Annotated in this window: 5 protein-coding genes and 2 pseudogenes; 3 read left to right on the forward strand and 4 right to left on the reverse strand. The window is 66.7% G+C overall.

Features of this window, described 5'->3' with window-relative positions; genetic code table 11:
• Positions 1-672, forward strand: a pseudogene (locus tag Q1V87_RS08715) (4-amino-4-deoxy-L-arabinose transferase); the annotation flags it as partial.
• Between the two features lie 16 nt (positions 673-688).
• On the opposite strand, the gene Q1V87_RS08720 reads toward Q1V87_RS08715, so the two are convergent.
• The 3 genes and pseudogenes from Q1V87_RS08720 to Q1V87_RS08730 form a co-directional block, all read right to left on the reverse strand.
• Positions 689-1,351: a DUF6510 family protein gene (locus Q1V87_RS08720; protein WP_300591751.1), complete on the reverse strand. Its 663-nt coding sequence runs from the start codon at positions 1,349-1,351 to the stop codon at positions 689-691.
• A complete protein-coding gene (locus tag Q1V87_RS08725) occupies positions 1,342-1,716 on the reverse strand; it encodes an FAD-binding oxidoreductase (RefSeq protein ID WP_300591753.1) in 375 nt (124 codons plus the stop codon). Before Q1V87_RS08725 ends, Q1V87_RS08720 begins: the two co-directional genes overlap by 10 nt.
• Positions 1,713-2,338 (reverse strand): annotated as a pseudogene (locus Q1V87_RS08730) (sulfite oxidase-like oxidoreductase). Before Q1V87_RS08730 ends, Q1V87_RS08725 begins: the two are co-directional and overlap by 4 nt.
• Positions 2,339-2,449: 111 nt before the next feature.
• On the opposite strand from Q1V87_RS08730, the gene Q1V87_RS08735 reads away from it, so the two are divergent.
• Positions 2,450-3,319, forward strand: coding sequence for an NYN domain-containing protein (locus Q1V87_RS08735; RefSeq protein WP_300591755.1), 870 nt, complete (start codon positions 2,450-2,452; stop codon positions 3,317-3,319).
• A 28-nt stretch (positions 3,320-3,347) separates the two neighbouring features.
• On the opposite strand, the gene Q1V87_RS08740 is transcribed toward Q1V87_RS08735, so the two are convergent.
• Positions 3,348-4,304, reverse strand: a complete 957-nt coding sequence (locus tag Q1V87_RS08740; RefSeq protein WP_300591757.1) for a carbon-nitrogen hydrolase family protein — start codon at positions 4,302-4,304, stop codon at positions 3,348-3,350.
• Between the two features lie 164 nt (positions 4,305-4,468).
• Here Q1V87_RS08740 and Q1V87_RS08745 point away from each other — a divergent pair, with 164 nt between their 5' ends.
• A complete protein-coding gene (locus tag Q1V87_RS08745; RefSeq protein ID WP_300591758.1) occupies positions 4,469-4,882 on the forward strand; it encodes a hypothetical protein in 414 nt (137 codons plus the stop codon).
• The last annotated feature ends 97 nt before the right edge of the window (positions 4,883-4,979 follow it).

The raw sequence follows: 4,979 nt of genomic DNA on the forward strand, positions 1-4,979 counted from the left end.
ATCGCGCTGGTACTCACTCCTGCGGTCTGGTCGGTGGTGACCATCGCAAATCCCAGCGATATCAATCCCGTTGCCGGAGGCGTTTCGGACATGGGCGGCGCGGGCGGCCCGGGCGGACGGGGCGGCCAGAACGGCGTCGGCCCCGGCAGACAGGGCGTCGGGCCGGGTCAGGGGGGTGCGCCGGTGCAGGGCGGTGCCCCGGGACAGGGAGGCAATCCTCCCGGACAGGATTCAGGACCGGGCGCGGGACAGGGGCCTGCGACAGCCGGACAAGCGACGGGCGCCGCATCGGGAAGCTCGACTGGTCGAGGTGGCGCGGCATCCACTGACCTCGTCGCCTGGTTGCAGGAGAACCAGGGTGACACCGACTACCTCGTCGCAACCTTCGGAGCTCAAAGCGCCGCCGGGATCATCCTCGCCACGGATGGCGGATCGGTGCTGCCGATCGGTGGCTTCAACGGAAACGACGCTGTGCCCACGCTCGACGAGTTCCAGGCGCTCATCGCCGACGGTAGCCTCCGGTATGTGCTGGGAACCGGAATGGCAGGGCAGGGCGCAAGCACTCCTTCCGGCGGAACCTCGACCACCTCGGCGCAGATCCGCCAGTGGGTGGAGGCGACGTGCGAGACGGTGACCGATGCTCCCGGCGTGGTCTACGACTGTGCGCCGTAGGGGCGACGCGCCGCGGTCAGCTCGACCCGCGCTGCACCGTGATCTGCCCGCTCGCCCCGTCGATCACGAGCTCGTGTCCGCTCCAGCGGAGGGTCAGGATCGTATGAGTGCAGCGCCGGCACCGCACGATCGCCGAGGTCGGCGCCAGCTCGACCGCTGAATCGGAAAGCGCCGAGGCATCGGCGCACGACCCGCAGGTAAGAGCGAGCGTCGCGGTCGCATCGCCGAAGGCCTCTTCGAGGATGCCGATGAGCGCGTTTCCGTCGACCATGCTGGGCCGCGGCGTTGCGGATGGCTCTGGCAGCGGATGTGTGGCGAGGCTCATGATCCTCCCCCGGACCTCTCGGTGCGGATGCGCTCGGGTCGATATCCCAGCGCGACAAGTGTTTCGGCGACGAACTCCACGAACGGCGTTGGCCCGCACGAAACTGACGGGGTCGACGGATGCCGGATGCAAGGCCTCGGCGAGCACGGTAGCGCTGAGGCGGCCGACAGTTCCTGCCCAGTCGCGCGGAGCTTCGCGCGTGTAAGCCCAGGTCGTCGAGATCCGGGGCGCCTCGAGCACGAGCAACCCGTCTCGGTACATCGCCCGATCGGCATCCTTCACGGAATACACGAGGCGCAATGACGCCGTGGCGTCTGCAGCCACGTGCGCGCGCACCATGGCGATCAGCGGCACGATTCCTGATCAACGGCGATCAGTTGCACCGGCGAGGGATCGGTGGCGTCCCAGACGAAGTACTGACCGAGGGGGCCCTTCACCTCCATCAGATCACCGACGCGCACGTCTTCGACGAGGTAGGGAGACACCTCGCCATCCTCGACCTCATCCACGCCGAGCTCGACGGCTGTGCCCGAACCGAACGATGCGATCGAGTACGACCGCACCGCCTGATAACCATCCTCGGCGGTCAGGCGAAGATCGAGATGCTGCCCTGGCAGGTTCCCCGGCCAGTCCGGAACATCAAGGACGAGAGCGCGGGCACCCAACGCGGCGGTGCGAACCTCCAGCGCGGATGCCGCCAGCCACGCTCCGACGCTCACCAATACCGTTCCTCGCGCCAGGGGTCGCCGTGCATGTTGTAGCCGTTCTGCTCCCAGAAGCCCGGTTCATCGCGGCGCAGGAGCGACAGTCCGCGGACCCATTTAGCGCTCTTCCAGAAGTAGAGGTGCGGCACCAGCAACCGTGCCGGACCACCGTGTTCGGGGTCGATCGGGGCGCCGTCGAACTCCGTGACGACCCACGCCTTGCCGCCGAGAAGATCAGCCATCGGCACGTTGGTTGTGTATCCGCCGTAGCAGTGCGCCATCGCCGCCTCGGCATCCGTCTGGATGCCCGCCATGAGCGTGTCGACCGAGACGCCCGCCACGTGGTGTCGAGCTTCGACCAGCGCGTCACGCAGTGGATGTCGGTGTGGATGTCTTCGAACGGCAGCGCGTGGAACTCGTCCCAGGTCCAGGAGCGAGAGTCGCCCCGCTCATCGCGGATCGCGAAACGCCACTCGGTCGGGTCGATGCGCGGTGTCGGCCCCGCCGAGAGCACCGGGAAGTCTGTCGTCAGGTACTGCCCCGGTGGCAGCCTGTCGTTCGTTTCACGCCGACGAGCGCCGAACCCGCGAGAGACAGGCGACATGAGCATCCTCCGATCCACCACCGATGCTCGCATCCTACGGATCGCCCGGGGTCGGCGAAACAGCGCGGCCCTCGGGAGTGACAGATGTCGAGGCTAGGCTCAGGGGGAAGCAGGCGGACGCCCGTGGACCCACGAGGAGTGAGCATGGCTGAGAGAACCGACCCGCGCGTGGCGGTGTATCTGGATTTCGACAACATCGTCATGTCTTGGTACGACACGGTGCATGGCCGCAACGCCTACGGCAGGGACCGGCAACGCATCGCAGCCGACCCGACCGAGCCTGAGATCGCCGAGCGACTAGCCGCCGCGACGGTGGACCTTGGCGCGATCATCGACTACGCGGCATCCTTCGGCACTCTCGTGCTGACGAGGGCATACGCGGACTGGTCCTCGCCCGTGAACGCGGAGTACCGGACCCAACTCGTCGCGCGCGCCGTCGATCTGGTGCAGCTGTTTCCCGCTGCTGCCTACGCGAAGAACGGCGCCGACATCCGACTGGCCGTAGATGCCGTCGAAGACATGTTTCGCCTCCCCGACCTCTCGCACGTCGTGATCGTGGCGGGCGACTCGGACTACGTGCCACTCGCGCAGCGCTGCAAACGCCTCGGCCGTTTCGTTGTGGGTGTCGGAGTGGCAGGATCCAGCGCCCGATCCCTCGCGGCGGCCTGCGACCGCTTCGATACCTACGATGCCCTGCCCGGGATCGAACGCGAAGCCGTCAAGGATGCCGAAACAGCGGTAGCTGCCAAGACCCGCCGGAGCCGCAAGAAGGCCGCTGATCCGGGCGCCGAGCTGCTCGAGCGTGCCCTGCGGCTGGAGGGCGATCGCGAAGGAACCGAGTGGCAGCACGCGAACGTGGTGAAGAGTCTCATCACGCGGCTCGATCCGGGTTTCAGCGAGCGAGCCCTCGGGTTCCGCAGCTTCACCGAGTTCATCAAAGCCCACCCCAAGGTCGCCGAGATCGACGAGACCGAAAACATCGTGCAGATCCGGCTGGCCGCCGGGAGGCGCTGAGAGCCGGAAGCGTCTGCACTGACGCGATTCAGGATCCAACAATCAGGATCTCGGACTCCTCGGCGATCGGCTCCACTGACGGCGCCGCGGGGGTTAGTACCGCTGGTCGGCGAGACATTCGGTCGACAGTGAGCTGAAACACATCGGGGCGACTGTAGTGTCCCACCGGATCGGCGAATGTCTTGGCCAGCGAGATGGCGGACAGATCGATGTCCGCGTAGACGATGCCCTCGACATCGCCCGGGATCGGCTCGGTCAGCAGGCTCCCGTCGGGGCCGTACACCCGCGCCACGCCACCGCCGGTCATGCCCGGGAGCTGGGTCGCGACATGGTTGCTCACGAGAACGAACGCCCCGCCCTCGAGTGCATACGCCCGACTCAGCGCGAGAGACGCCTCGGCCGACAGCTGCGGAAGCCCCTCACCGAACGCGGGCCAGGATGCGACGTGGATCTGCTCGTGTTGGGCGTACATCGTGAACTTCAGGAGCGGTTGCATGTGCTCCCAGCAGTTGAGAGCGCCGACCGTCGCCCCCGCGAGTTCGACGACGGCGAGCCCCGAACCGTCGCCCTCGCCGAAGAGCGTGCGCTCGACGTGTGTCGGCTTCGGCTTGCGCCGATGCTGCACCAGCTCGCCCGAGGAATCGATGAGGGCCTGGGCGATGTAGAGCGAGCCGTGGTCCTTCTCGCTGAAGCCAAGTACGACGCCGATGCCGTGTTCACGGGCCGCGTCGCGAATCGCGGCCATCTCAGGACCGGAGACCTCCACGGAGTTGGCGTGATAGTTCGCAATCAGCGGCAGCTGCTCGGCAACCCCCATCCCCCACAGGAACAGCGGATAGCCGGGCAACCAGGTCTCGGGAAACGCGACGAGTTCGGCACCCTCGGCGGCCGCCTGCGCGATCAGGGTGATGGTCTTCTCGGTCGTGCCTGCCACGTTGAACCAGACGGGCTCTGCTTGGACTGCTGCTACACGGATCGTGGACATGTCTTCCTCCTTCGGGTCGGGGCTCCGACGCTACGGCGGCGCAGGCTCCCCGCTCTAACCCGAACGCGCGCGAAACCTGGCAATCTCTGCAGAGTGCGGCACCTGAAACGCGGCAGTAACAGTGACGGATGCCGAGGGAAACGGCATCCGCGCACAATGATCCGGTGGCCACCGTCACTGCGACATCCCAAGAAGAGTGGGAAGAGCTCTGCTCTCGCGCCTTCGTCCCCCTGCGGGTCACAAGCGGCGAACGCAGCTTTCTGGCGACGATGGACCACCACGTCGCCGACTCGGTCTCGTTCACCCGAGTCCGCGCCGCAGTGCGCACTGTCGGTGGCGAGGTGAGCCGCACCGCAGCCCTCATCGAAGAGGACGACGTCGACATGGCACTGTTTTCCCTCCAGCTCGGCGGCGTCACCACGGTGGAACAGCAGGGGCGGCGGACGACGATCGACGCCGCGGAGGGCGCGCTCTACCTGGCCGATGAGCCGTACCGGCTCGGCGCGGCGGTCACCATCGACTCACTCGTCGTTAAGCCTCGATCCACCGATGGACGGGGCGTTGAGCGAGCGTCGTGACGTAGAAATGCCCCTCTGATCAGGAAGAATAGAGCTTGCTTAGGGTTCTGTTCGTCTGGTCGGAGAGGCATCTCGTAGATGCAATTCAAGCACGCCC

The sequence above is a fragment of the Microbacterium sp. genome, from assembly GCF_030149085.1.
Lineage (GTDB): Bacteria > Actinomycetota > Actinomycetes > Actinomycetales > Microbacteriaceae > Microbacterium.